Raw genomic sequence first — 22,468 nt, 5'->3', positions numbered from 1 at the left:
ATTAAAATTTCTAAAATGGAAACAAAAGGAACAGTATTAGTTACAGGAGGCTCAGGGTTTATAGCTTCATATTGTATAATTGCTTTACTTAATAATGGTTATAAAGTCAGAGCGACATTGCGATCTTTAAAGAAATCAGAATTGGTAAAACAGATGTTGAAAAAGGGAGGCATTCGATCTTTTGATAATTTGTCTTTCGCAGAAGCCGATTTAGAGAATGAATCAAGTTGGCAAAAGGCTGTTGAAGGTTGTCAGTATGTAATCCATGTTGCATCACCTACGCCATATACAAATGCGACTACAGAAGATGATTTTGTTATTCCTGCGAAAAACGGGGTGCTCTTTGTTTTGCGCGCTGCAAAAAAAGCAGGTGTAAAAAGAGTAGTGCTTACATCGGCGTTTGGAGCGGTTGGATTTGGAACTGTGAAAAAAACACCTTATACGGAAGAAGATTGGACGGTACTCAATGATACTGTATTTCCATATCAAAAATCAAAAACCATTTCGGAAAAAGCAGCTTGGGATTTTATAAAAAATGAAGGTGAAGGAATGGAATTTTCCGTGGTGAATCCTACAGGAGTTTTGGGACCTGTTTTGAGTGATGATTTTTCACATTCGATTCAAAATATTAAACAAATGCTTAATGGTGAGATGAGATTCTGCCCTAAATTAATCTCAGGTTATGTAGACGTTCGCGATGTTGCCGACCTGCACTTTAAGGCAATGACAATGCCGCAAGCAAACGGAGAGCGTTTTATTGCCGTTGCCGGGAATGGTTTCTCCCTTATAGATATAGCAAATGTTCTTAGGAAAAATCTAGGTGAAAATGCGCTAAAAGTTCCAACTAAAGAATTGCCGAGCTGGGTTATTAAATTCCTGACCATATTTAATCCTAAATTGAAAGCAGTGACGCCTTATTTAGGAATGATAAAACAGGCAAGCAGCGAAAAGGCGATTAAAATTTTGGGATGGAAACCACATTCTACGGAAGAAGCAATTTTGGCAACCGCTAAAAGTTTAATCGAATTAAAGATTGTAAAGTGAAAAATAATGACATTTGTAAATGAAAAATCTATTGTAAAAATGAAGGTGTAAAATTAAAATCAGGTAATGAAAATTTCTCAAATAAAATCATGTATTGTTGGTCCGGCAATTTCACAGGAGCAATTTATTTCGGAGCATTTTTTTGTATTTGTAGCAAAAGGAATGATGAACGGATATGACGGTAATAAGCATCAGACGCTAAAAGCTGGTGAGAGCTGTATTATTCGTAAAAACAGATTGGCTCGTTATAATAAAGTCAGAATAAATGATGAATTTGAAAAAGTGGTATTCTTTTTTGATGAAGCGTTTTTAAAGGATTTTCAAAAGAAGCATTCCATAGTATTTATGAATAATACTTCAAAAGATGCTTTTATCATGTTAAAAAAAGACGAGATGATCAATAGTTTTCTGCTTTCACTAGAGCCTTATTATAATGGTTCCGGAAATGTAAACGAAACATTTTCTGATTTAAAAAGAGAAGAATTATTGCTTATTTTGTTGCAGCTACATCCGGAATTGTCAGATATTCTTTTTGATTTTGGTGTTCCCGGCAGGTTGGATCTTGAGAAATTTATGCAGAAAAATTATAAATTTAATGTAAGTATTGAACGTTTTGCTTTTCTTACCGGCAGAAGTTTATCAGCATTTAAAAGAGATTTTAAGCAAATATTCAATGAAACACCCAATCGGTGGCTTGTAAAAAGGCGTTTGAAAGAAGCTCGTTTTTTGATTGAAGAAAAAATGCAAAAGGCTGCTGACATTTATCTTGATTTAGGTTTTGAAGATCTTTCACATTTTTCGTTTGCGTTTAAAAAGGAATTTGGGATGTCGCCAGGAAGTAAAAATAATAAAGCTGACATAGATTGAATATAAATAAAGCTTATATTTAAAATTAAAACTAAGTGATCAAAATTGTTGTTATGAAACTGGAAACCGAAAGATTAGTATTAAAAGAAATCAACGAAGCCAACGTTGAGGATATTTTGAAAATTCGAAGTAACGAAGTCATCAATCAATTCGTGCAGAGAAATTCTCCGAAAAATAATTATGATGCGTTGCAATTTATTCTAACAATTAAAGAAAATACCCGCAATGATAAAACATTTTATTGGGGAATTTCTTTAAAAGATAAAACAAATCTTATCGGAACAATCTGTCTCTGGAATTTTTCTGAAGATCGAAAAGTTGCAGAAGTTGGTTATGAATTATTGCCCGATTACCATAGAAAAGGAATCATGTCGGAAGCGTTGACAGCAGTTGTAAATTTTGCTTTTAATGAATTACATTTGCAGGAAATTGTCGCAATGACCAATAAATTTAATGAAAATTCAAAAGGTCTGCTTTTGAAACATGATTTTACTTTAGAGAAGGGGAGAGAGGATGAAGGTTTTCCCGAGAATTTGGTTTTTAGCTTGAAAAAATAACATTTCAATTGTCATTTCGACGAAGGAGAAATCTATGTTTTTATTTTAATTATTAAATTTGCTAAGACTCTTCACGCGCTTTGCTTCGTTCAGAATGACAAAGTGGGTGTAAAAAATTCATTTTAAATTAAATATATGACCTGGACAGAAATACTAGCCCCCATAAAAAATACACCCTATTTTACCAATCTTTGGGAAAAAGTAAAACAGGAATATGCAACTACGAAAGTTTTTCCGCCAAAAAATCAGATTTTCAGAGCATTGGAAATTACACCTTTCGATGATGTTGAGGTTGTGATTATCGGACAAGATCCTTATCATAATGATTTTCAGGCAAATGGTTTGTGTTTTTCTGTTTCCGAGCAGGTTGCCGCACCGCCTTCTCTTAAAAATATTTTTATTGAATTAAAAGATGATTTAGGAATTGTAAGAACATCCAAAGAATTGGATGATTGGGGAAGGCAGGGCGTTTTATTGTTAAATGCAACGTTGACTGTTCGTGCTCATACTCCAAATTCTCACAAAGATTTAGGTTGGGAAACATTTACAAATTATATTATTAAAGAAATTTCAGATAAAAAAGAAAATATAGTCTTCGTTTTGTGGGGTGCTTTTGCACAAAAAAAAGCCGAACTCATCGATCCGGCTAAACATTTTATTTTAAAATCTGCACATCCGTCACCATTTTCTGTTTACAGAGGTTTTTTCGGAAGCAAACCTTTTTCAAAAATTAATGAATACTTGGTTTCAAAAGGAAAGAAACCTATTTCGTGGTAAGATTTTCTCCTGCTTTTTTGATTGTAATTCCGATTTTATATTTGCCGTTTAATGCTTTTGCACCTTTTTCCGCTCCGGGATAAGGCTGCACATCGGCTAAGGAAATCGTAAGTCCGTTAAAATCTGCAGATTTATTGTAATTTCTTCCTTTGTTGTCCATACTTGCAAGATTTAAAGTCATCGGTCGGGTAGAGGTTCCCATCACTTCAACTTGTGCAACGGCAACTCCTGCCCAAATGCAAGTAACATCTTTCGGGCAACGGCTGTCCTCGGAAATTCCTTTGAAAGTGACATTCATTTGATATTCTCTCAGGAATTTATTTTCACCTTCGTTGAAGTAAATGATTTCGCCGTCTTTGTTGGTTACTTTGGTATTTCCGGTTGTATTGGCGTTCACTTTTGTTGAGGTTTTGGTTTCTTTTTGAGCGTTACAGTTTATTAAAAACAATAATCCTAAACTTAATATGAAAATTTTATGTAGCATGATTTCTTTTTTTAAATAATATTTAACATATCTAATACTACAACCAAAAACATTGCCACACCTACCACAAGACTAAAACCTGTTCCGTAAATAAATCCGATAAAGGCTCCTTTTGTAGATTTCCAGGCTTTTGTCATGTCTTTACTGTCATGAAGAAGTTCTCCGATGAAAACCCCGGCAAACATTCCGACTAAAAAACCTAAAGGAATAGGTAAAAACATTCCTACAACAGTTCCTATAATTGATCCGATGCTTCCCCAACGTGTTCCTCCGTATTTTTGATTGGTTTTTGCCGGAATTACATAGCTTAGAACAACTGAAACTAAGGTCAGAATTCCAAATGCCCAAATGTAGATCATCGATAAATCTGAATCGGTTCCGAATTTATAGATCAGCAAACCGCAAATACTCAATAATAATCCCGGTAAAACAGGAAGAAAAGTTCCCAGAATTCCCAAAAATAAAAGGATGAGACAAAGAATATTGATTAATGTTGTATCCATTCTTAAAATTTTAATTGCAAGATATAAAAAAAGTGGCTTCATAAAAGCCACTTCCATGTTTAAGCTGAAGTTTTTATTAAAGGTTTAAGATTACATATTGTAGAATCACACCTGCATTTCCAATGTTTCCTGTAGCGTGATTATGGAAAGTAGTGTAATAAATATATCCGCTGTTTGTAGATCCTGAGCAAGGCCCTACTGTTGCTCCCAATGCAACAAGGTAAGGAACTAATACCTGAGGAACTGAAATAGTAACCTGAATATTTCCCGGAAGAGTAATGCAGACAGTTACGAATGTTGTTGTCGTTCCAATCGGAGTGGTAGGAGTTCCTGTTGCTGTAAAATGATTAGTTCTGATCATCAAAGCATCATTTGTTGAAGTTTCTTTAACTAAAACCTCCCAATAAGTAGGATCGTAATTAATTATTTTCTGCCATGCGCCTAAATCATAGTCAATACCAAGTGTATTGAATCCCAAAGCTGTTGTAAGTCCCGCATTGTTTACCGTAGCTCCTACTGTACCTATGTTTCCGATATTTTTGGAGCATAATTTTGTATCAGGAACAAATCCTCCTGCAAGCGAACAGTTATTGGTATTACTTGTTCCGCCTACTAGGTATGAAACATCCCAGTCTGAAGCATAGATACTTCCTCCATTAGCAACAAAAGTTGCTAAATTAGTATCAATTACAGAATAAAGTGCTGGGTTTGAAGAGTAATTATTTCTTGAGCCACAGTTAAGAAATATGATATCATATTGTGCAATAGTAGTCAGGTTGGCAAGATCATTATTGGTGATTTCTGTCGCAGTATATCCTAAAGTCTGAATAATATCTTCAATTTTATCATATGCTCCTTTTACATAAGCAATTTTTGCAACCTGATTCAGCTTGGTTTGTGTAGCATCAAGGCTTAGAGTTTCATTATTTTTTACTGTTGCCGAAATTTCTGTACGGAAATTACTACCATTACCTGTTTGAATATTAATTGTATGGCTTCCAACCGGTACGTCCAGAGTGAAATTACCTTCTGAATCGGAAGTGGTGTAATAGATTTTATACTTGTCATCGAAAGTAAAAACTGAAGCTCCGCCAATAGGTTTGGTTCCGTTTTGTGACATCACTTTTCCGGTAACTTTCCCGGTTTTCACTGTATTGTCAGTTGTAATTTGCGCAGGATTTTCAACATCCGAACTACAAGAGCCAAGTGATAAGAGAACAATAAAAATGAATAGTAAGTTAAACTTTTTCATAGATTATAGTTTTTGTATTAGAAGACTAAATTAGTGATTTTATTGTTAATTTGGTTTAAATTTTGGAATAATTTTAAATAATCGTTAATGATTTATCCTGAATGTTGTTAAAAATTCCTATTTTATTAGGGTTGGAGTGAATCTAATTTTATTAAATTTGCTGTAAATGAAAGACGAAATACAAGATACCAAGAATTTTATTCAGGAACTGAGTGAAGTGCTTTATAACTATATATCGGGAATAGCCCCTTCCGGAATGGAATTTATTCTTCATATTGTTATAAAGATTGGTTTGCTTATCGGGATATTTTTAATTATAGATTTTATTTTTAAGGTCATTATTAACAGCGGCTCACGGTTTTTTCACAACCAGGAAAAATATCCTATCCTGAATTCTATTAAAACTTCTAAAGTCACCAATTCTTTTGCTCATTTTATTGCTTTAACAATCGTAGGAGGAATACAGAATTTTATTTTTACTAATCATTTACCAAATACTACTTTTTTTATCGTAAGAATGGTAAACCTTGGTTTGGTGTTGATTATTGCAGGAATGCTTTACCGGTCGTTAACGGCATTTAGAAACTACTTTGTCATCAAGCAGGATTTTTATAAAATCATGGCTTTGAATGCTATCTCCGAAACCATGAAAATTTTAGGTATTTTCATTTTTTCAATTGTTGGGATCTGTGTTATTTTTGGTATAAAAGGTTCCACGATTGTCGGAAGTTTAGGGGCAATTACAGCGGTTTTGGTATTGGTCTTCCGTGATACGATTTTAGGATTTGTAACGGGAATTCATGTAGCAACTTCAAAAAGTTTGAAAGTAGGAGACTGGGTAAGTATTCCCAAATATAGTATTGAAGGAAACATTGCAGACATAAGCCTTTTGACAACAAAAATTACCAATTTTGATAAAACAATTTCCTCAATTCCTACTTATGATTTGCTGACAACGGAGATCAAAAACCTTCAGGTAATGTCAGAATCCAATACCAGAAGAATTAAAAAATCAATTTATTTCAATATTAATTCCTTTAAATTTTTAACGGAAGAAGATTTTGATCGTTTGAAGGAAATCAACCTTATTTCAGAATATCTTGAAGGAAAAAGTATTGAACTAAAAAAAGAAAAAGAAAATCTGAAGCACAGCGATAAAATTGTAAATGGAAGACAGCTTACCAATATCGGGGTTTTCAGATATTATGCTCAAAAATATATCGAAAATAATCCTGACATAGATCAGAATGGAGCAATGATGGTTCGTCAGCTGGATATTACGCCGCAAGGTTTGCCTTTGGAAATCTATTGTTTCGCAAATGATTCTAAATGGGAGCATTTTGAACAGATTCAGGCAGATATTTTTGACCATTTGCTGGTTGCTTCAAAAGAGTTTGATCTGCAGGTGATGCAGGTAAGTGTAAAAGTATAATAGAAGAAATTAGATATTAAAATTTAGTTTTAAAATCTGACTTTTTTTGAGTAAAATAATATCAATAGAAATTAGAATTAGAAGTGAAAATTTGCACAATAATGTAAGTCTGGCTTCTAAAATCTAACTTCTAATATCTAAATAAAAAATGACAAAACTAAGCGTAAACATTAATAAAATTGCAACTATCAGAAATGCAAGAGGAGGTGAAACACCAAGTGTAACGGAGGCTGCAATTAAAATTCAGGAATTTGGCGGACAGGGAATTACAATCCACCCAAGACCTGATGAAAGACATATCACAAGAAAAGATGTTTATGATCTGAAACCGTTGGTCACTACGGAATTCAATATCGAAGGAAATCCTCACCGCCAGTTTATTGATATGGTTTTGGAAGTAAAACCGGAACAGGTAACTTTGGTTCCCGATGCAGATGATGCCATCACTTCAAACGCAGGCTGGGACACAAAAAAGCATCTGGATTTTCTTACAGAAATCATCGCGGAGTTTAAAAATGCGGGAATCCGTACTTCTATTTTTCTTGATCCGACACCGGAATTAGTAGAATATGCTGCAAAAACCGGAACCGACAGAATAGAGTTATACACAGAAGCTTATGCAAAAAATTACACTTTAAACAAAGAATCGGCAATAAAACCTTACTATGAAACAGCTGTTGTAGCTGCCGATTTTGGATTGGGAGTAAATGCAGGTCACGATTTAAGCTTAGATAATTTAAAATATTTTGCAGACAATATTCCTAATTTATTGGAAGTTTCTATTGGTCATGCTTTGGTTTCAGAAGCATTATACATGGGATTGGAAAATACAGTTCAGGCGTATTTGAAGAGATTGGCAAAATGGGATAATTAGAAACCAGAAGTTAGAAATTAGAATTTTGTATGGCAGTACATTTTGCTAATTTCTGGTTTCTAACTTCTAACATCTTATAAAAAATATGGAAATTTTAAATTCAAAAATATTTGGCGAAAATCTTTCGACGACGCCACTTTTGGTATTCCACGGATTGTTTGGAATGCTTGATAATTGGGGAACTTTCGGTAAAGATTTTGGAGAGTTTTTACCTACTCATTTAATTGATCTTCGAAATCACGGAAGAAGTTTTCATTCTGAAGATATGTCGCATGATGATCTGGCAGACGATATTCTTCGTTATATGGATCATTACGGAATGGAAAAAGCCTGCATTTTAGGACATTCTTTAGGCGGAAAAGCAGTGATGCAATTCGCGATAAAGTATCCCGAAAAAGTAGAAAAGCTGATCGTTGTTGATATTACTCCAAAAGCATATCCTCCACATCATCAAGGGATTATTAAGGCTTTAGAAACCGTTGATTTTAATACTGTTAATTCAAGAAGTGAAGTGGAAGCCGTATTAAGTCAATATATTCCGGAGAGATCTACCATTCAGTTTTTAACGAAAAATCTGTATTGGGACGATGATAAAAAATTAAATTGGAGATTTAATCTTAAAACCTTATCCGAAAAATACAATCAATTTGTTTCTAATGCTATCAAATTTGGTGTTTTTGAAGGTGAAACTTTATTCATTGCCGGAGAAAAATCAAATTATATTCTTCCTCAGGATGAATTTGCCATCAAGCAGCAGTTCCCAAAAGCTAAAATTGTAACGGTGAAAAATGCAGGACATTGGGTTCAGGCAGAGAATCCTGTTGATTTTGCTAAGGTAGTTAAAGAGTTTTTGAATATAAATTAATATAATGTTGTTATTTGTTTGAATTTGTTAAAATTTTCTTAAAGTAGAGTTTTATTCTTCTTTGTGTGAATTTTTTTTAATACTTTAGTTTTCTCTAAATAACTAAATATTAATACTATGGAAAACAAAAAGTCAAAAAAGCCATTCTTCGCTTCATTTTTAGAAAGACAGATTGAAGATCCTGAGAAAATCAAAGGAGGATCAGGAACTATCACTACCGCTTTGGAGGATAATTCTACTGCACCGCTTAAAGATTCAGTAACTACTTCTCTTCAGGATAGCCCGACAAAGCCTACTTTGGATATGGCTCAGACAATGAAATATCCATCAGACGGTGATGAAGGTGGAAATGAAATCTAAAAAAACTTGACCATATATTAACAACTCAAATTACAAACATTATGAAAAACAACGACAAAAAAAAGCCGTTTTTCGCTTCATTTCTAGAGAAGCAAATTCAAAATCCTGAAGAAATTCAGGGAGGAGGTCTGTCAACAAGTCCAACTGGGGATATTGTAACACTTCCAACTTCTGATACAGTGTTTACGCTTAAAACTTTAGACAGCCCTACAACTACACCTGCAGCTGATACTCCGGTAACGTTGAAGTATCCATCTGATAGCGATGAAGGTGGTTTTAACCCCGGAGGTCCTGGATTAGAGCCTTATCATCCTTAAAAATTATCAAATTCAAATTACCAAATATTATGAAAAACAAAGATTCAAAAAAGAAGCCGTTTTTCGCTTCGTTTTTAGAAAAACAGCTTCAGGATCCTGAAAAAATCAAAGGAGGAACAGATGTTACCATTGCTACTCAGGATGGCGTAATCACTGCAAAAATCACTGATCAGCCGACTAAGCCGACTTTGGATATGGTACATACAATGAAATATCCGTCTGATGGTGACGATGATGTTCCAACTGTATAAAAAGTAATTTTGTTATTTAAAGACAACAAATTTACATAGTAACATTAAAGGAAACTTACATTTTAAGTTTCCTTTTTTAATAAAAAATCAGCAAATGATTCTCTGTATTACGCATTCTCAGGATTTTTACAATATTGATATCTTTTTTGAGTATTTAAAAACTAAAAATATTCCGTATTTCAGATTGAATTCTGATCGGTTGAATCATCTTCAAAAAATTAGTATGAATGAAGATTCTTTTGAGTTGACAGATGAATTCGGAAATACAGTTAATTCTAAAGAAATAAAAGCCGTTTGGCACAGAAAAGCTTGGGGAATCACCGTTCCTGGCGAATTGGATGAAAGTTATACAAGGATTTTTCTTAAAGAATATTCAGGTCTCAGATACAATCTTTTCACTATTTTGCAGGACGTTCCGTGGATCAACCCTTTAGAAAATGAAAATAAAATTGATGGAAATAAAATGTTTCAGTTAAAAATTGCCCAAAAGAATAATTTAACGATCCCAAAAACAATTTTTTCCAATGATGCTGAGAAAATCACCGCTTTTTTCCGTGAAAATTGTAATGGAAGGATGGTTGCCAAACTTCACGGAGCCATTGCAAAGTCGATGGGTGGAGAAAATATGCTTTCAACAAATATTATTGATGAAAATTCTTTAGAAAATATTTCTGATATTGAATATTGCCCGATGATTTTCCAGCCATACATCAATAAGGAATATGAATTGAGAATCGTCTGCCTGGATGGAGAATTTTTTACAGGAAAAATCAATAACAGTGAGAATGTCGACTGGCGGATTGCCCATGGAGATTATTTCTGGGCAGAATATAACTTACCTGAAAATATTAAAGCTAATTTAAGCTCAATGATGAAAGAAATGGGACTTTACATCGGAGCCATTGATATGATTAAAGGAAAAGACGGTAACTATTATTTCCTTGAAGTTAATCCACAGGGAGAATGGGGAATGCTCCAAAAAGAATTAAATTTCCCGATCGCAGAAAAAATTGCAGATAACCTTATAAAAAGAATGAAAACCAATGAATAAAATTTTAATAATTACCCATACAGGAGATAACTTTTCAATTGAAAAAGTAACTGAATACATCGATAAAAACAACTGTGAAGTCATTCGTTTCGACGTAGATGATTATCCGCTTAAAAATAAATTATCAACCAGCTTTCAGAATGGAGAATGGGTCACAATCCTTGAAACTCCCGAAAAAAAATACCGTTTAGACGATATTGCAGCAGTGTGGTACAGAAGAGCTTATAATATGGGAAATGGTTTGAGAGAAGAATTAGATCCTAAATTTTACGGTGCTGCAATGGGAGAAGTCCGCAATACACTTTTTGGATTTTTAGAATCGATAGATGCATATTCCTTGGGGAAACCAAGTGTGTACAGAAGACTGGACAGCAAAGAAGAACAGTTAAAAATAGCTGATAAAATTGGGTTGAAGATTCCTGAAACTACTATTACCAACAGTCCTGAGGAAGCAAAACAATTTATTTTAAAGCATCAAAATGTAGTGGCGAAAATGCAGACAGGTTTCGCGATTTATGAAGATGGAGTAGAAAGTGTGGTTTTCACAAATGTTATTAATGAAGAAAAATTGGAAGAATTAGATACTCTTTTGTATTGTCCGATGCAGTTTCAGAAGAAAATTGAAAAGAAAAAAGAACTTCGCGTAACGATTGTCGGTCGCGATGTGTATGCTTTTGAAATCGATTCTCAACAATCTGAAGCCGCAAAAATCGACTGGAGAAAAGATGGTGTAAATCTTATAGATAAATGGATTCCGACAGAACTTCCGACAGATATCGAAGCAAAATTATTAGAACTTTTGGATGTTTATCACGTCGATTATGGAGCAATCGACATCATTGTTTCTCCTGAAAATGAATATTATTTCATCGAAATCAACGCAGCCGGAGAATTCTTCTGGTTGGATAATCTTACAGAAGAAAACCAAATTTCTAAAAGCATCGCAGATCTTTTATGCGACAAAGCTCCGAGAAGAAATAATATGGTTTTGGCTTAAGATTTAAATTAAAAAACGAATATTTATATCAATAGGAACGGGCTTTAGCCCGTTTTCTTTTTGAATAATCCTGTTGGTATTGGCAATGTCTCCCTGAGGTTGTTGAAGGGTTTTGCAATAGGGCTTCGAGAACCTCAGCCTGACAGAGTATATTAAATGAAATTTCTAAGCTTTATTTTCAAATTTATTTATCATTTCTCATCAATTAAAAATTGAATTCTCCTTTAAAAATCGCAAATTTGCATAACGCAGAATATTATCATATTTTAGTAAGCAATCAAGTAATATCAACTGATGGTTTTTGTAACGGGAGCGACCGGAATTTTAGGCAGAGTAATTGTTTTGGAACTTTTAAAAAAAGGAAAAAATGTTCGTGCAGCAAAAAGACCGACAAGCAATTTAAACGAAGTAAGGCATTCTTATACATTTTATACGGATAATCCCGACGATTTTTTCAATAAAATTGAGTGGGTTGATATCAATTTTGATGATGTAAGAGCACTTCAAAACGCTTTGAAAGATGTTGATGAGGTTTATCATTGTGCGGCAAAAGTGAGTTTCCATCCTAAAGATGAAAAAGAAATGTATCATACTAACATAAAAGGTACAGAAAATCTTTTGTATGCCTGTGAAAATTCTGAAGTTAAAAAATTCCTTCACGTAAGTTCGATTGCTGTACTTGATAATTTTAATGAAAAAGGAGAATTGGACGAAGAATCTGATTTTAATCCGAAGTTGGAACATTCAGCCTATTCATTATCAAAACATCTTTCTGAAATGGAAGCGTGGAGAGCTTCTGCAGAAGGTTTGAATGTCGTTATCATTAATCCCGGAATGATTATAGGAAGCGGAAATTGGGGAACGAGCAGCGGAGATATTTTTCCGACTTTTGAAAATAATGGCTTTACATTTTCTGGCGGAACGAGCTATGTAGATGTGAGAGATGTTGCTGAAATTTCAATAGAATTGATGGAGAAAAATATTTTTGGAGAACGTTTTATCATCGTTTCTGAAAATAAAGGTTACGCAGAGTTAGGAAAACAGATTAGATCAAAATTAGATTTAAAAGAAGCTAAAATCCTTTCAAAATTTCAGCTGAATTTGGGAAGATGGGCGAATATTCTGTTCGGATGGTTTATTCCTAAATTAAGAATGATCACAAAAACGAATATTGAAGCTATTTCTACGCTCAATGTGATTTCCAATCAAAAAATTAAAGAAAAACTGGATTATCAATTTATTTCTGTTTCAGAAAGTGTTGATTTTCATTTGAATAATTATATTAACGATAAAAAGTTGAAGAAATGAATCTTGCAGAGGCAATTATCAAAAAAAATGTAGAAAAGCATGCTATAAAATCTGCAATTGGGTTTAAAAAGAAAGATGCAGGCTGGAAAGAATTGAGCTGGCAAAAATTCAGTGAAATTGTTTCTAAAACTGCAAATGCGCTTGTAAATGCAGGAATTCAGGAAAATGATAAAGTTGCTATTTACGCAGAAAATTCTTCCGAATGGATGATTTTTGATCTTGCAGCACTTTCTGTTGGAGCTGCTACAGTTCCGATTTATTCAACCAACAATGCTGAACAGGCAGAATATATTATTAAAGATTCCGGTGCAAAAATTATTTTGGTCGGAGATCAGGCTCAATATGATGCTTCTTTAGAAATTTTGAAAAAGGAAGAAAATAGTCTTGAAACCATTATTATTTCTAAAAAAGCGGTTTGGATCAAAAAAGAATTCAGCAGTTTTTATCTGGAGGATTTCATTGCAAAATCTTCCGCTAAGTTTGAATTTTGCAAGAAAGAATATGATGATATTGCTACTTTGATTTATACTTCCGGGACAACAGGAACACCAAAAGGAGTGATGTTGACTCATGGAAATTTCATAAAAGCTTTTGATGCTCACTTTGAATTTTTTAAATTTAAAAACTTTGAAGAAGAGCTTTCACTGGCCTTTTTACCATTAACACACGTTTTCGAAAGAAGCTGGAGTTTGCTTTGTCTGTACGGCGGTGCAAGAGTATATTTCCTTGAAGATCCTAAAAATATTGCAAAAGCATTAGAAGAAGTAAAACCAACGATGATGTGTGCTGTTCCGAGATTTTTCCAGAAAGTCTACGCCGGAGTGTTGGAAAAAGCGGAAGAAGGTTCATCATTAAAGAAAAAAATCTTCGATTGGGCGATCGAAGTTGGTAAACAGTTCTCAGAATTAAAAAGAAAAGAGAGGTCAATTCCTTTTGGGTTAATGATGAAACATTCGGTTGCCGATGCTTTAGTCTTTAATAAAGTTAAAGAAAAAATGGGTGGCAGACTTTGGTTTATGCCTTGTGGAGGAGCTTCCGTTTCTCCCGATGTCACGCAATTATTCGAAGCAATGGGGCTTCATATCACGGTTGGTTACGGTCTGACGGAAACTACTGCCACATTAACGGCCTTTCCTCTGGCTCATTTCGAACATGGAACTTGTGGACTTCCTTTACCTGGTGTTGAAATCAGGATTGGTGAAAATGATGAAATTCAGGCAAAAGGAAACGGTATCATGAAGGGTTACTACAATAAACCTGAAGAAACTCAGAAAGTTTTCACGGCAGACGGCTGGTTTAAAACAGGTGATGCCGGGAAATTTGATGAAAAAGGAAATCTGATCATCACAGACAGGATCAAAGATCTTATGAAAACTTCAAACGGAAAATACATTGCTCCGCAGCAGATTGAGAATATTCTTACCAATAATAATTTTATTAATCAGATTGTATTAATTGCGGAAGGAAAGCAGTTTGTTTCAGCTTTAATTGTTCCGAATTTTGAGTTTTTACAAGATTTTCTCAAGAAAAATAATATCTCGTTTACCAATTGGGAAGAAATCGTAAAAAATGAAAAGGTAAACGATTTTTATAAAGAAAAATTAAAAGAATTACAAAGCCATTTATCAGATTTTGAGAAGGTGAAAAAATTTACCTTGATGCCTTCAGATTTTGATATTAATACAGGAGAAATCACTCCTACGTTAAAAGTAAAAAGAAATGTAGTTCTTAAGAAATATGCGGATCTTATCGAGAAGATGTATTAAAAATCTTTAAACTTTTTAAGGTTAAAAGAAATTAAAGTTTATCATTTTTTAAACTAAAACTATGACAACAACACAGGAATTTCTAGGAAATAACGAATTTACAATAAATAACCAAACGGTTTCAGAAAGCTGCCCGTCAAATATTGCCTTGATCAAATATTGGGGAAAATATGACAATCAGATTCCTGCAAATCCGAGCATCAGTTATACATTAAACCATTGTAAAACCAATACTACAATAGAGTTTTTGGCTGATGAGCCATTTTCTGTGCAAACGTTTTTAGCAGGAAATGAGGAAATAAAATTCGCCGAAAAAATTGAAAAATATTTTAGAAATATCGAACAATATCTTCCGTGGATTTTAAAAGGGAAATATATCATCAGAACCGAGAACACATTTCCTCACAGTTCAGGAATTGCAAGTTCGGCTTCAGGTTTTGGAGCGATCGCAAAATGTTTAATGGCTTTAGATGAAATTTTTTCCGGGAAAACCTCAGAAGAAGAATCATTAAGAAAAGCTTCGTTTTTAGCAAGATTGGGAAGCGGAAGTGCGTGCCGAAGTTTATACAACGGATTGGTAGTTTGGGGCGAATCTCAGGTGAGGGGAAGTTCGGATCTTTTTGCTGTACAATATCCAAATGATGAAATTCATGAGATTTTCAAGAACTTTAACGATTGGGTTTTATTGATTCATGAAGGTCAGAAAAGTGTTTCTTCAACAGTCGGACACGGTTTGATGAATACAAATCCTTACGCAGACAGAAGATTTCAGGAAGCGAGAGAAAATTTCGGTCCTATGAAAGAAATTTTAGCCAATGGAGATTTACAGAGCTTTATAAAACTGGTAGAACACGAAGCATTGACGCTTCACGCCATGATGATGATGAGCGATCCTGCTTTTATTTTAATGAAAACCGGAACATTGGAAGTGATTAATAAGATTTGGGATTTCAGAACAGAAACAAATTTACCTTTATTCTTCACATTAGATGCAGGTGCAAACGTTCATCTTTTATTTCCGAACAACGGTTCTGAAGAAAAAATAAAATCTTTTATTGAAGTCGAATTACTACAACATACTCAGAATAATGGAGTAGTAAAGGATGTGATGAGGTTTTAGCTTTAAACTATCATAAATTTAAATATTGAACGGGCTTTTTTAGTCCGTTTTTTTATTTTTAAATTTGTTAGCTTAGATTACTACGGAATGACAAATTTTTGTGTAATATTCTTATTAAAATAGATTGATTATTTTTAAACATAAAGTTTGTCATTCCATAGGAATCTAGGCAATATTAATTAAAAACACAACACACAAATGATAGAATTCTCAGAAGGAATTTATAAATTTTATGTTTATATTCTTACAAATAAAAGAAAAACTGTTTTATATACAGGTGTAACGAACAATCTTCACCAACGCTTGCATCAGCATTCGACCAAACAAAATGGCAACAGTTTTACTGCAAAATATAATGTTGAATTTCTAATTTATTACGAGAAATTTGGATGGATTCAACAAGCTATTGAGCGAGAGAAAGAGATTAAAGATTTTTCAAGAAATAAAAAACTAGAATTAATAAGATCTGTAAATCCTAATTTAGATTTTTGGAATTATTTATTTGAATTCTAAAAGATTAAAACTCTGCTTAGATTAAACTTTAAGTATTATTTTTATACTCAATCCTCAGTCCTCAGTCGCCACAGCATCCCGATTTCCATCCTCTTCTTTTCCTTCCTGAATCATTTCTTCAGCCTCGGCTTTTTCTTCTTGTGTAGCATAATCGATTCGTTCTTCCTGACCGTTATTTTTATGATCAATAAAAAATTCACAATAAACCGGAAGATGATCCGAACCGAAATTTTCAAGGGTTTTTAAATCTTTAATAAAAATATCTTCACTGTGAAACATAAGATCGATCGGAAATCTCAACAAACGATATTTGGCGTGAAAAGTAGAAACAAAAGACCGACCAATTCTCGGATCAATCAAATGGCTTGTTTTTCTGAATAAAATAGAGGATTTCGACCATGCAACATTATTAAAATCTCCTACAACGATAACGGGTTCATGAATTTCTCTGACACGTTTTGCCGCACTCAGCAAATCACCGTCTCTTTCTTTTGATGTCTCTTCTTCCGTCGGGCTTGGCGGCGGCGGATGCACTCCAAAAAAGACAAATGAAAATCCGTCTTTTGTTTTTAAATGAGCTTCAATACTAGGAATATCATCGGCTACAAAATAATGAGTTTTAGAATCTTTTATTTCAATTTTTGAATAAAAATGCATTCCGTAAGTATTTTCCAACGTGATTTTATGTTGATAAGGATAGTCTTTTTCCAAAGGCTGCAATGCTTTTTCCCAATCACCGTTGCTTTCCATGGTGAGGAACATTTCAGGTTGGTGCTTTTCTATTAACTGAATAAACCGCTCATATTCTTTATTAAACTGATAGACATTAGCGGAAATAAAATGCAGCTTTTCGGAAGACTGATTTTGTTGAGAATGTTTTTTAACAGGATAAATCGGAGTGTATTTTATAAGCGTAATACCATGATGAACAAACATTATCATCAAAAGACTTTGATAATACCAGAAATTCTCCGAAGAATCAATCAGGAAACCCAAAATAAAGGTGAAAAAAATAAAATAGGTAAGCTGTATTTTACCAAATTCAGGAACACGAAAAACCCAGTGCGAATGCTGAATCTTTGGGAGTATGGTTAAAACTAATAACAAAAAGGTAAGAACCAGATAAAATATCCACATATCAATCAAAATAAACGGATAAATTTAATTCAATTTTATAACTTTTCGACTAAATTGACATTTAAACTTTGTGAATTGATACAGAGGTTAAAATTTATTTTCCTATTTTTATTTAATCACAAAATAAACAGATATTATGAATAAAATATTCGCTATTGCCTTACTGTTCGGTAGTTTTTGCTTCGGTCAGCAAACCCGGAATCAGGAAGTGGAAAAACCAATCCGGAATTTATTTCTTGCCATGAAAAATGTCGACCCGGAATTATTAAAAACCACTTTTTCTGATACTGCAATCCTTCAAACGATTACAAAAGACGGTGTGAAAAGCGAAGATATAAAAGAATTTATTGCTTCCATTTCAAAAATGGCGAAAGATGATCTTGATGAAAGAATTATTATTGATGCCATTCATACAGACGGAAATCTGGCGAGTGTTTTTACACCTTATTCTTTTTATTTTAAAGGGAAATTTTCTCATTGCGGATCGAACAGTTTTCAATTAGTAAAGCAACAGAACGGCGAATGGAAAATCCAGTATTTAATCGATACGAGAAGAAAAGATAATTGTAAAGAATTAAAATAAAATTAAATGAAAATCCACCATATCGCAATCATTTGCTCAGACTACGAAGTTTCCAAAAAATTCTACACCGAAGTTTTAGGATTAAATATCATCCGTGAAGTTTATCGTGAAGAAAGACAGTCTTATAAACTCGATCTTGCCATCGGAGATCATTATGTCATCGAGCTTTTTTCCTTTCCTGATCCGCCGAAAAGACCGTCCCGTCCTGAGTCTTGTGGTTTAAGACATTTGGCTTTTTCAGTGGAAAATGTTAATAAAAAACGGGAAGAATTAATTCAAAAAGGATTAAGCTGCGAAGAAATCCGAATAGATGAATTCACAGGAAAGGAGTTTTTCTTCACCCAAGATCCTGATCAATTGCCATTGGAATTTTATGAAATGTAGAAAATAAATGAACTTTAATAATGAAAAAATATATAGCTTTTCTAATCTTCGCTTTAGCAAGCTCTCAGTTTCACGCCCAAACTGTCAATGAACCTAAAGATCATCCGGTAAAATGGTCGCAATCTTATGAACCTTTTAGAGTTGCCGGAAATCTATATTACGTGGGAACGTATGATCTGGCTTCTTATCTTATAGTAACTAAAAAGGGGAATATTCTGATTAATACAGGATTGGCAGATTCACTTCCGATGATTAAAAATAATATAAAGAAACTTGGTTTCAATTATAACGATACCAAAATATTATTGCTTACACAGGCGCATTATGATCATTTAGGAGCAATGGCTGCGATAAAAAAAGAGACCGGAGCAAAATTGTATGTCGACAAAGCTGACGCTGATGTTCTGAAAAGCGGTGGAAAATCTGATTATGAAATGGGAAAATATGGGGTTACATTTGAGCCAATTACTCCGGATTATGTTTTAAAGGATAAAGATGTCGTAACACTTGGTGATACTAAATTAATGATGTTACATCATCCGGGACATACAAAAGGTTCATGCAGTTATTTGTTTGAAACCAAAGACAACAAGAGAAAATATAAAGTTTTAATCGCTAATATGCCTACGATTATTATTGATAAGAAATTTTCTGAAGTAGCCTCTTATCCTGCGATTCAGAAAGATTATGAATATACTTTAAAAGAAATGAAGAAGCTGGATTTTGATATTTGGGTAGCTTCACATGCAAGTCAGTTTGATCTGCACGAAAAACACAAACCAAAAGATGCATATAATCCTGAGGTTTTCATGAATAAAAAAGAATATCTGGATGAAATTGATTCCTTAGAAAAAGAATATCTTAAAAAATCAGCCGAATAAAAGTGGATTAATGAGCGTAACCAGTAAAGAAACTTATCGCCATAATTGCCAGAACAATTGAAGAAATGACTACATAAACGTAGTCTTTTTCTTTTAAATACCCTATCAAAGCAAATACAATCCTCATTAAAGGAGTAATAATCAGAATAAGGATTCCCAATTGTATAATTGCCATTCCTTCTCCTGCGCACAGAGAATGCCAAAAGTGTCCCCAAACCTTTTCGGAAGAGGTTCCCATATTGAAGGAAGTATATTTTTCTGGCATTTTAAAACCTTCGATGAACAGTTTTGCAAAACCAATCAGTGAAGTGATAACAGATAAAATAACGCCCAATCTAAGAAGATTTCCTACGGAACGGTTCAGATCTACGTCTGTGAAGTTCTTTCTCATTATCTGAAACTTTTATTGATACCGTTGTACATCATATAAACCGACAAAATCGTGATGACAATAGCAAAAAATACCTTTAATTTTTTTGTCTTTGAAACCATCAGGGTTTTTGATCCTATGAAACTTCCGACTACAACACCAACCAATACGGGAGCGGCAATTACAGGAATAATTTCACCTCTCTGGAAGTAGATCATTGCACTTGCAACTGCGGTTACACCGATCATGAAATTGCTGGTCGTTGTAGAAACTTTAAAAGGTAATCTCATCATATTATCCATCGCCAAAACCTTTAAAGCACCGGAACCGATTCCTAATAATCCGGACATTGCACCCGCAAACATCATCATCAAAAATCCGGGAACTGTATTTCTTGCAGAATAGCTTTTCAGGACACCTTTATCTGGGAAAGTTCCGTATAGTTTTAATTTTTCCTCCAAACTTCCTTTAATAACAGGTGCCTGATGATCTGGTTTTCCTTTTAAATTTAAAACAACTGTCAGAAGAAGGATACTTGCGAAAATAATTCCGATCGTATTCGGATTAAGCATTCCCGAAACCAAAGCCCCGATAATGGCTCCGGCTGTAGTGCCGATCTCCAAAAACATTCCGATTCTCATATTGGTAAAACCTTCTTTTACAAAAGCTACCGCCGCACCGGAAGAAGTCCCGATTACGGAAATAAGAGAAGCGCCAATCGCATAATGCATAGGAACACCGAAACCCAGCGTTAATAAAGGAATAATGATAACTCCTCCTCCTAAACCGGTCAGTGAACCCAGAAGTCCTGCCGAAATTGCTCCAAGGAAGAGAATAATGATTTCTGACATGCTACAAATATAAAACTATTGTAACAGTCTGCCAAACGTTTGAAAAAGATAAATTTGATGTATTTTTGCATAAACAGAATTTTAATGAAACTATTTTATATCATCCTCGGAGCAACACCGAAAGGAAGGAATATTGAACAGCATGATGTATTTTTCGGAATTGCAGAAAGCCTGAAAGATCTTGTTCCCGAAATAAAAGAATTCTGGAAGGAAGCAGATGGAAAGATCCATCTGGATTGTTACCAGGAAGTGAAATTTGCCGATGGATATGAAGTACGAATTATTGAAAAGGGAGAAAAAACATCCGAAGAGCAATTGTATTTTATTAATCTTGGAGGATATAAAAAAGGTTTTTTTGAAGAATTTCATGAGCAGCATCTGATGGTTGGAAAATCAATGAGTGATATTGTGAAAAAAGCCAAGACTACCGAATTTTATAAAACGATGGGATTTGAAGGAGCGGTAAGTCATATTGACGATAAACATGGCGTTGACATCGATGATATTTTCAATGTAAGTGATATTCTGTCGGAAAAGATGAAAGAAAAATATTCGATTACCCTGAAAAAATCCGATACAGAAAATCAGGAAAATCTGATGGGATTGGGATATTTGAAAATTGATAAAATATAAAGTTTTGTTGTTATTCAGAACGAAACAGGGTGGAGTGAAGAATCTGGATTAGCTAATTTTATAGATCCTCCTTCGTCGGAATGACAATTCCAATGTTGAATAACTGTAATAAAATTTAAATCTAACAGAAAAAATAAAAGTTAAAAAATGAAAATAGGAATTTTAGGAGGAGGACAGCTCGGGAGAATGCTGATTCAGGAAGCTTTGAAATATGACGATGAATTTTATACATTGGATCCGGCTTCTGATGCACCTTGCCACAATATTTCTTACTTTACACAGGGAAGTTTTAATGATTATGAAACCGTTTTGAATTTCGGTAAAGATAAAGATGTGGTAACTATCGAGATCGAACATGTAAATGCTGATGCCTTAGCTGAATTAGAAACTCAGGGAATAAAAGTTGTTCCGAATTCTACTATTATTAAAACTATTCAGCAAAAAATCCTTCAGAAGGAATTCTATAAAGCTCACGATATTCCAAGTCCGGAATTTGAAGTAATGGATGGAAGTTCCGACGAAATTAGAATGCCGTTACCTTTTGTGCAGAAAATGAATACTGGAGGCTACGACGGGAAAGGAGTTCAGGTAATTCGTACGAATGAAGATATGAAAAACCTTTGGATTAAGGATTCTGTCATTGAAAAATTGGTGGATATTGACAAAGAACTTTCTGTAATTGTTGCAAGAAATGAAAACGGAGAAACAAAAACTTTCCCTGTAACGGAAATGGTTGCCGATCCGAAACTGAACTTATTGGATTTTAATATTTGTCCGGTTTTGTTGGATGAAGATATTGAAGAACAGATTAATTCGATCACAGAAAAATTCTTAAATGCAATCAATTCTCCGGGACTTTTTGCTATTGAATTATTTTTAGATAAGGAAGGCAAAGTCTGGGTAAACGAAACGGCTCCGAGATTGCACAATTCGGGACATCAAAGTCAGGAAGGAAATGCCAATTCACAGTTTGAACAGATGTATCGTGTGGTGAAAAATCTACCTTTAGCAGATACAGATGCCATCATTTACAGTGGAATGCTGAATTTGGTCGGAGCAGAAGGTTTCTCAGGAAAAGTAATTTATGAAGGAATGGAAGACGTTCTGAGATTACCCGAAACTTATATTCACCTTTACGGAAAAACAGAAACCAAACCGGGAAGAAAGATGGGGCACATCAATGTTTTGGCAGAGTCTAAAGAAGAACTGATGGAGAAATTGGTGATGGTAAAGGAAATGGTGAGAGTGATTGCGGAGTAATTGAAAAACTTATTATATTGAAAAAGACTGC

27 protein-coding genes are annotated in these 22,468 nt (G+C 34.0%); 21 read left to right on the top strand and 6 right to left on the bottom strand.

Translation table 11 applies throughout. The annotated features are described in order from the left end of the window. The first annotated feature begins 15 nt into the window (after positions 1 to 15). The 4 genes from ABD745_RS16210 to ABD745_RS16195 all read left to right on the top strand — a co-directional run bounded on the left by ABD745_RS16210 (position 16) and on the right by ABD745_RS16195 (position 3,245). Positions 16 to 1,044, top strand: coding sequence for an SDR family oxidoreductase (locus tag ABD745_RS16210; RefSeq protein ID WP_344832267.1), 1,029 nt, complete (start codon positions 16 to 18; stop codon positions 1,042 to 1,044). Positions 1,045 to 1,110: 66 nt separating this feature from the next. Then, complete coding sequence (locus ABD745_RS16205; protein ID WP_344832264.1) at positions 1,111 to 1,911, top strand: helix-turn-helix domain-containing protein; 801 nt, start codon at positions 1,111 to 1,113, stop codon at positions 1,909 to 1,911. Positions 1,912 to 1,964: 53 nt separating this feature from the next. Next, positions 1,965 to 2,468 carry a GNAT family N-acetyltransferase gene (locus ABD745_RS16200; RefSeq protein WP_344832262.1) on the top strand — a complete coding sequence of 168 codons (504 nt, stop codon included), beginning with the start codon at positions 1,965 to 1,967 and terminating at the stop codon, positions 2,466 to 2,468. A 135-nt stretch (positions 2,469 to 2,603) separates the two neighbouring features. Then, a complete protein-coding gene (locus tag ABD745_RS16195) occupies positions 2,604 to 3,245 on the top strand; it encodes a uracil-DNA glycosylase (protein ID WP_344832259.1) in 642 nt (213 codons plus the stop codon). Here the strand turns inward: ABD745_RS16195 and ABD745_RS16190 are convergent. The 3 genes from ABD745_RS16190 to ABD745_RS16180 form a co-directional block, all read right to left on the bottom strand. Next, positions 3,232 to 3,729 (bottom strand): hypothetical protein, encoded by a 498-nt coding sequence (locus tag ABD745_RS16190; protein ID WP_344832257.1) that lies wholly within the window; start codon positions 3,727 to 3,729, stop codon positions 3,232 to 3,234. The two genes, ABD745_RS16195 and ABD745_RS16190, sit on opposite strands and share 14 nt — an antisense overlap. An 11-nt stretch (positions 3,730 to 3,740) precedes the next feature. Next, positions 3,741 to 4,232, bottom strand: coding sequence for a DUF456 domain-containing protein (locus ABD745_RS16185; protein ID WP_344832252.1), 492 nt, complete (start codon positions 4,230 to 4,232; stop codon positions 3,741 to 3,743). A 76-nt stretch (positions 4,233 to 4,308) separates the two neighbouring features. Then, a complete protein-coding gene (locus tag ABD745_RS16180) occupies positions 4,309 to 5,484 on the bottom strand; it encodes a carboxypeptidase-like regulatory domain-containing protein (RefSeq protein WP_344832247.1) in 1,176 nt (391 codons plus the stop codon). A 166-nt stretch (positions 5,485 to 5,650) separates the two neighbouring features. Between ABD745_RS16180 and ABD745_RS16175 the strand changes: the two genes are divergently transcribed. The 12 genes from ABD745_RS16175 (at position 5,651) to ABD745_RS16120 (ending at position 16,338) form a co-directional block, all read left to right on the top strand. Continuing rightward, positions 5,651 to 6,916 (top strand): mechanosensitive ion channel domain-containing protein, encoded by a 1,266-nt coding sequence (locus tag ABD745_RS16175; RefSeq protein ID WP_047397869.1) that lies wholly within the window; start codon positions 5,651 to 5,653, stop codon positions 6,914 to 6,916. 148 nt (positions 6,917 to 7,064) lie between these two features. Continuing rightward, complete coding sequence (locus tag ABD745_RS16170; RefSeq protein ID WP_344832241.1) at positions 7,065 to 7,790, top strand: pyridoxine 5'-phosphate synthase; 726 nt, start codon at positions 7,065 to 7,067, stop codon at positions 7,788 to 7,790. Between the two features lie 85 nt (positions 7,791 to 7,875). Next, positions 7,876 to 8,655 (top strand): alpha/beta fold hydrolase, encoded by a 780-nt coding sequence (locus ABD745_RS16165; RefSeq protein ID WP_344832238.1) that lies wholly within the window; start codon positions 7,876 to 7,878, stop codon positions 8,653 to 8,655. 117 nt (positions 8,656 to 8,772) lie between these two features. Next, positions 8,773 to 9,015, top strand: a complete 243-nt coding sequence (locus ABD745_RS16160) for a microviridin/marinostatin family tricyclic proteinase inhibitor (RefSeq protein WP_344832235.1) — start codon at positions 8,773 to 8,775, stop codon at positions 9,013 to 9,015. Positions 9,016 to 9,056: 41 nt separating this feature from the next. Further along, positions 9,057 to 9,332 carry a microviridin/marinostatin family tricyclic proteinase inhibitor gene (locus tag ABD745_RS16155; RefSeq protein ID WP_344832232.1) on the top strand — a complete coding sequence of 92 codons (276 nt, stop codon included), beginning with the start codon at positions 9,057 to 9,059 and terminating at the stop codon, positions 9,330 to 9,332. A 29-nt stretch (positions 9,333 to 9,361) separates the two neighbouring features. After that, positions 9,362 to 9,583 (top strand): microviridin/marinostatin family tricyclic proteinase inhibitor, encoded by a 222-nt coding sequence (locus ABD745_RS16150; RefSeq protein WP_344832229.1) that lies wholly within the window; start codon positions 9,362 to 9,364, stop codon positions 9,581 to 9,583. Between the two features lie 94 nt (positions 9,584 to 9,677). Further along, positions 9,678 to 10,634 carry an MvdC/MvdD family ATP grasp protein gene (locus tag ABD745_RS16145; protein WP_344832226.1) on the top strand — a complete coding sequence of 319 codons (957 nt, stop codon included), beginning with the start codon at positions 9,678 to 9,680 and terminating at the stop codon, positions 10,632 to 10,634. After that, complete coding sequence (locus tag ABD745_RS16140; RefSeq protein ID WP_344832223.1) at positions 10,627 to 11,631, top strand: MvdD family ATP-grasp ribosomal peptide maturase; 1,005 nt, start codon at positions 10,627 to 10,629, stop codon at positions 11,629 to 11,631. Before ABD745_RS16145 ends, ABD745_RS16140 begins: the two co-directional genes overlap by 8 nt. 294 nt (positions 11,632 to 11,925) lie before the next feature. Beyond that, positions 11,926 to 12,939 carry an NAD-dependent epimerase/dehydratase family protein gene (locus ABD745_RS16135; protein WP_344832220.1) on the top strand — a complete coding sequence of 338 codons (1,014 nt, stop codon included), beginning with the start codon at positions 11,926 to 11,928 and terminating at the stop codon, positions 12,937 to 12,939. Then, the gene (locus ABD745_RS16130) at positions 12,936 to 14,705 is read left to right on the top strand and encodes an AMP-dependent synthetase/ligase (RefSeq protein ID WP_344832217.1); all 1,770 of its coding nucleotides are present in this window, start codon (positions 12,936 to 12,938) and stop codon (positions 14,703 to 14,705) included. The genes ABD745_RS16135 and ABD745_RS16130 overlap by 4 nt, the downstream gene beginning before the upstream one ends. Positions 14,706 to 14,766: 61 nt before the next feature. After that, positions 14,767 to 15,825, top strand: a complete 1,059-nt coding sequence (locus tag ABD745_RS16125) for a diphosphomevalonate decarboxylase (RefSeq protein WP_344832214.1) — start codon at positions 14,767 to 14,769, stop codon at positions 15,823 to 15,825. 198 nt (positions 15,826 to 16,023) lie between these two features. Further along, complete coding sequence (locus ABD745_RS16120; protein ID WP_344832212.1) at positions 16,024 to 16,338, top strand: GIY-YIG nuclease family protein; 315 nt, start codon at positions 16,024 to 16,026, stop codon at positions 16,336 to 16,338. A 54-nt stretch (positions 16,339 to 16,392) separates the two neighbouring features. Here ABD745_RS16120 and ABD745_RS16115 read toward each other — a convergent pair whose 3' ends face one another. Further along, positions 16,393 to 17,280, bottom strand: coding sequence for an endonuclease/exonuclease/phosphatase family protein (locus ABD745_RS16115; RefSeq protein WP_344832209.1), 888 nt, complete (start codon positions 17,278 to 17,280; stop codon positions 16,393 to 16,395). A gap of 331 nt (positions 17,281 to 17,611) precedes the next feature. Here ABD745_RS16115 and ABD745_RS16110 point away from each other — a divergent pair, with 331 nt between their 5' ends. The 3 genes from ABD745_RS16110 to bla are packed head-to-tail and all read left to right on the top strand — an operon-like array spanning position 17,612 to position 19,323. Then, the gene (locus ABD745_RS16110) at positions 17,612 to 18,058 is read left to right on the top strand and encodes a nuclear transport factor 2 family protein (RefSeq protein WP_344832206.1); all 447 of its coding nucleotides are present in this window, start codon (positions 17,612 to 17,614) and stop codon (positions 18,056 to 18,058) included. Positions 18,059 to 18,064: 6 nt separating this feature from the next. Beyond that, on the top strand, positions 18,065 to 18,442 hold the full coding sequence (gene gloA2 / locus ABD745_RS16105) for an SMU1112c/YaeR family gloxylase I-like metalloprotein (protein WP_344832203.1): 378 nt from the start codon (positions 18,065 to 18,067) through the stop codon (positions 18,440 to 18,442). Between the two features lie 20 nt (positions 18,443 to 18,462). Then, complete coding sequence (gene bla / locus ABD745_RS16100; RefSeq protein WP_344832200.1) at positions 18,463 to 19,323, top strand: subclass B3 metallo-beta-lactamase; 861 nt, start codon at positions 18,463 to 18,465, stop codon at positions 19,321 to 19,323. Positions 19,324 to 19,330: 7 nt separating this feature from the next. On the opposite strand, the gene ABD745_RS16095 is transcribed toward bla, so the two are convergent. Both ABD745_RS16095 and ABD745_RS16090 read right to left on the bottom strand, forming a co-directional pair. After that, on the bottom strand, positions 19,331 to 19,714 hold the full coding sequence (locus ABD745_RS16095) for a DUF1634 domain-containing protein (protein ID WP_344832197.1): 384 nt from the start codon (positions 19,712 to 19,714) through the stop codon (positions 19,331 to 19,333). Further along, positions 19,714 to 20,544 carry a sulfite exporter TauE/SafE family protein gene (locus ABD745_RS16090; RefSeq protein ID WP_344832194.1) on the bottom strand — a complete coding sequence of 277 codons (831 nt, stop codon included), beginning with the start codon at positions 20,542 to 20,544 and terminating at the stop codon, positions 19,714 to 19,716. The genes ABD745_RS16095 and ABD745_RS16090 overlap by 1 nt, the downstream gene beginning before the upstream one ends. 84 nt (positions 20,545 to 20,628) lie before the next feature. Here ABD745_RS16090 and ABD745_RS16085 point away from each other — a divergent pair, with 84 nt between their 5' ends. Both ABD745_RS16085 and ABD745_RS16080 read left to right on the top strand, forming a co-directional pair. After that, complete coding sequence (locus tag ABD745_RS16085; RefSeq protein WP_344832191.1) at positions 20,629 to 21,177, top strand: DUF1543 domain-containing protein; 549 nt, start codon at positions 20,629 to 20,631, stop codon at positions 21,175 to 21,177. A gap of 147 nt (positions 21,178 to 21,324) precedes the next feature. Further along, positions 21,325 to 22,437, top strand: a complete 1,113-nt coding sequence (locus ABD745_RS16080) for a 5-(carboxyamino)imidazole ribonucleotide synthase (protein WP_344832188.1) — start codon at positions 21,325 to 21,327, stop codon at positions 22,435 to 22,437. Positions 22,438 to 22,468: the final 31 nt, after the last annotated feature.

The sequence above is a fragment of the Chryseobacterium ginsenosidimutans genome (genome assembly GCF_039536845.1).
Taxonomy (GTDB): Bacteria; Bacteroidota; Bacteroidia; order Flavobacteriales; family Weeksellaceae; genus Chryseobacterium; species Chryseobacterium ginsenosidimutans_B.
This window is presented reverse-complemented; position numbering and strand designations above follow the sequence as displayed.

Coding starts and splice junctions, on each gene's coding strand:
- ABD745_RS16210 (WP_344832267.1), top strand. CDS start 16: ATGGAAACAAAAGGAACAGTATTAGTTACAGGAGGCTCAGGGTTTATA.
- ABD745_RS16205 (WP_344832264.1), top strand. CDS start 1,111: ATGAAAATTTCTCAAATAAAATCATGTATTGTTGGTCCGGCAATTTCA.
- ABD745_RS16200 (WP_344832262.1), top strand. CDS start 1,965: ATGAAACTGGAAACCGAAAGATTAGTATTAAAAGAAATCAACGAAGCC.
- ABD745_RS16195 (WP_344832259.1), top strand. CDS start 2,604: ATGACCTGGACAGAAATACTAGCCCCCATAAAAAATACACCCTATTTT.
- ABD745_RS16190 (WP_344832257.1), bottom strand. CDS start 3,729: ATGCTACATAAAATTTTCATATTAAGTTTAGGATTATTGTTTTTAATA.
- ABD745_RS16185 (WP_344832252.1), bottom strand. CDS start 4,232: ATGGATACAACATTAATCAATATTCTTTGTCTCATCCTTTTATTTTTG.
- ABD745_RS16180 (WP_344832247.1), bottom strand. CDS start 5,484: ATGAAAAAGTTTAACTTACTATTCATTTTTATTGTTCTCTTATCACTT.
- ABD745_RS16175 (WP_047397869.1), top strand. CDS start 5,651: ATGAAAGACGAAATACAAGATACCAAGAATTTTATTCAGGAACTGAGT.
- ABD745_RS16170 (WP_344832241.1), top strand. CDS start 7,065: ATGACAAAACTAAGCGTAAACATTAATAAAATTGCAACTATCAGAAAT.
- ABD745_RS16165 (WP_344832238.1), top strand. CDS start 7,876: ATGGAAATTTTAAATTCAAAAATATTTGGCGAAAATCTTTCGACGACG.
- ABD745_RS16160 (WP_344832235.1), top strand. CDS start 8,773: ATGGAAAACAAAAAGTCAAAAAAGCCATTCTTCGCTTCATTTTTAGAA.
- ABD745_RS16155 (WP_344832232.1), top strand. CDS start 9,057: ATGAAAAACAACGACAAAAAAAAGCCGTTTTTCGCTTCATTTCTAGAG.
- ABD745_RS16150 (WP_344832229.1), top strand. CDS start 9,362: ATGAAAAACAAAGATTCAAAAAAGAAGCCGTTTTTCGCTTCGTTTTTA.
- ABD745_RS16145 (WP_344832226.1), top strand. CDS start 9,678: ATGATTCTCTGTATTACGCATTCTCAGGATTTTTACAATATTGATATC.
- ABD745_RS16140 (WP_344832223.1), top strand. CDS start 10,627: ATGAATAAAATTTTAATAATTACCCATACAGGAGATAACTTTTCAATT.
- ABD745_RS16135 (WP_344832220.1), top strand. CDS start 11,926: ATGGTTTTTGTAACGGGAGCGACCGGAATTTTAGGCAGAGTAATTGTT.
- ABD745_RS16130 (WP_344832217.1), top strand. CDS start 12,936: ATGAATCTTGCAGAGGCAATTATCAAAAAAAATGTAGAAAAGCATGCT.
- ABD745_RS16125 (WP_344832214.1), top strand. CDS start 14,767: ATGACAACAACACAGGAATTTCTAGGAAATAACGAATTTACAATAAAT.
- ABD745_RS16120 (WP_344832212.1), top strand. CDS start 16,024: ATGATAGAATTCTCAGAAGGAATTTATAAATTTTATGTTTATATTCTT.
- ABD745_RS16115 (WP_344832209.1), bottom strand. CDS start 17,280: ATGATAATGTTTGTTCATCATGGTATTACGCTTATAAAATACACTCCG.
- ABD745_RS16110 (WP_344832206.1), top strand. CDS start 17,612: ATGAATAAAATATTCGCTATTGCCTTACTGTTCGGTAGTTTTTGCTTC.
- gloA2 (WP_344832203.1), top strand. CDS start 18,065: ATGAAAATCCACCATATCGCAATCATTTGCTCAGACTACGAAGTTTCC.
- bla (WP_344832200.1), top strand. CDS start 18,463: ATGAAAAAATATATAGCTTTTCTAATCTTCGCTTTAGCAAGCTCTCAG.
- ABD745_RS16095 (WP_344832197.1), bottom strand. CDS start 19,714: ATGAGAAAGAACTTCACAGACGTAGATCTGAACCGTTCCGTAGGAAAT.
- ABD745_RS16090 (WP_344832194.1), bottom strand. CDS start 20,544: ATGTCAGAAATCATTATTCTCTTCCTTGGAGCAATTTCGGCAGGACTT.
- ABD745_RS16085 (WP_344832191.1), top strand. CDS start 20,629: ATGAAACTATTTTATATCATCCTCGGAGCAACACCGAAAGGAAGGAAT.
- ABD745_RS16080 (WP_344832188.1), top strand. CDS start 21,325: ATGAAAATAGGAATTTTAGGAGGAGGACAGCTCGGGAGAATGCTGATT.